Source organism: Wolbachia endosymbiont of Cardiocondyla obscurior (assembly GCF_902713635.1).
Taxonomy (GTDB): domain Bacteria; phylum Pseudomonadota; class Alphaproteobacteria; order Rickettsiales; family Anaplasmataceae; genus Wolbachia; species Wolbachia pipientis.
This window is the reverse complement of the sequence record NZ_CACTIU010000108.1, coordinates 1-1,409: the sequence shown is the minus strand read 5'-3', so window position 1 is coordinate 1,409 and position 1,409 is coordinate 1. Positions and strand designations below refer to the sequence as shown.

The window sequence follows — 1,409 nt, the reverse complement described above, 5'->3', positions numbered from 1 at the left end:
GAATAATAAGCTACTGATATTCCCTATCTTTTTTATCTTTAATCCATCATAGCTAGCGATGCAACAAAGCCCACTGGGATCCAGAAAAATTGATTGTGCACTATACAACATTTTCGATCAAACCAGTGTCAGCTACTTGCATGACATCATCTGCTACACACTTGGATTACAAGAGGAGAATTCTGAAACAACAAGTTTCAGGGAAGTCTTATGCAAAATCTAGCATTTACGGAAATTATATTATTTTTATGCACTCTATGGTTTTTATAATCAATGGAGAGTGTGATATGACGTTAGATGAACCTTTAGAAGAATCACTCATAAACAATAATGATTTTGTAAATGCTCTATTAGCAAAGCTCAAAGCAGGGGCTGATGATAATGGTGTTTATACTAAAAAAGGTGTGGATGATGAGTTGAAAAAGAAAGCTGACACAGCCGCTCTAACTAACAAAGCTGACAAGAATTACGTCGATACTGAGCTAGGAAAGAAAGCTAATTCAGCTGATTTAGCAGCTAAAGCTAACACTGCAGACGTTTACACTAAAACTGCTGCTGATACTGCTTTTGCTAAAATCAATGCTTCCAACCTTATAGAGGCAGTAAACAAAAAAGCTTTCGCGAAAGCTATACTTCCTGCAAAAGACGGCGACAAATCAATTCTAGTGGATAAATTAGGAGAATTCCTTGATAACTCTACTGACAATAAGTATGGTGCCAAAAGTGATCAAACAGCAAAGGTGTTCTTAGGAGGTAAAGGGCTAAAGGGAGATCAAGGAAACACCGGGCCAAAAGGAGAGAAAGGGGATACTGGTCTTAAAGGAGCAGATGGAGCTCAAGGCCCAAAAGGAGATAAAGGAGACACCGGGCTAAAAGGAGAGAAAGGGGATACTGGTCTTAAAGGAGCAGATGGAACAAGTCCATCAGCTGCTGAAATAGCTGCTGAGAAAGCCTTACAAGAGCATGTAACAAAGATAAGCATAGAAAGTCCAGAATTTAAAAGAGCTGTGCAAGAGGAAATGTCACAACCGTATTTTGAGCCTCCAACAAGTGATGATGCTGCACTTAATTGGACTTGGTAATCCAGCGCTAGATCCAAGTAGTCACGCTACTTGGATAACAGGATAGGGAAACTGGGATAACATTCCGCTACGTCATTCCAGCGCGTGACCAGGTCTTTTTAGCTATCATAGGATGACAGAAGCAGACACTCCACTTTGTCATTCCAGTGCCTCCTTCTCCTGTCATCCCAGTGCCTTCTTCTTGTCATCCCAGTGCCCAGACTACTTGGATCCAGGAAAAAGAATGGTGTCATCCAAGTAGCTGACACTGGGATCTAGCAAGCTTTGCTTGCAAATAAGTCTAATACGCGTCGCGTTTTATGCCAAAACACAATTGGAGTTACATGC

The 1,409-nt window shown here is 40.9% G+C and carries 3 protein-coding genes; all 3 read left to right on the top strand.

Annotation, left to right across the window (positions count from 1 at the left end):
* The first annotated feature begins 58 nt into the window (after positions 1-58).
* Positions 59-223, top strand: coding sequence for a hypothetical protein (locus WOCAOBSORBRA_RS05965; RefSeq protein WP_174516150.1), 165 nt, complete (start codon positions 59-61; stop codon positions 221-223).
* Positions 224-287: 64 nt separating this feature from the next.
* Positions 288-1,082: a collagen-like triple helix repeat-containing protein gene (locus tag WOCAOBSORBRA_RS05960; protein ID WP_174516149.1), complete on the top strand. Its 795-nt coding sequence runs from the start codon at positions 288-290 to the stop codon at positions 1,080-1,082.
* 135 nt (positions 1,083-1,217) lie between these two features.
* On the top strand, positions 1,218-1,340 hold the full coding sequence (locus WOCAOBSORBRA_RS06500) for a hypothetical protein (protein WP_281346863.1): 123 nt from the start codon (positions 1,218-1,220) through the stop codon (positions 1,338-1,340).
* The last annotated feature ends 69 nt before the right edge of the window (positions 1,341-1,409 follow it).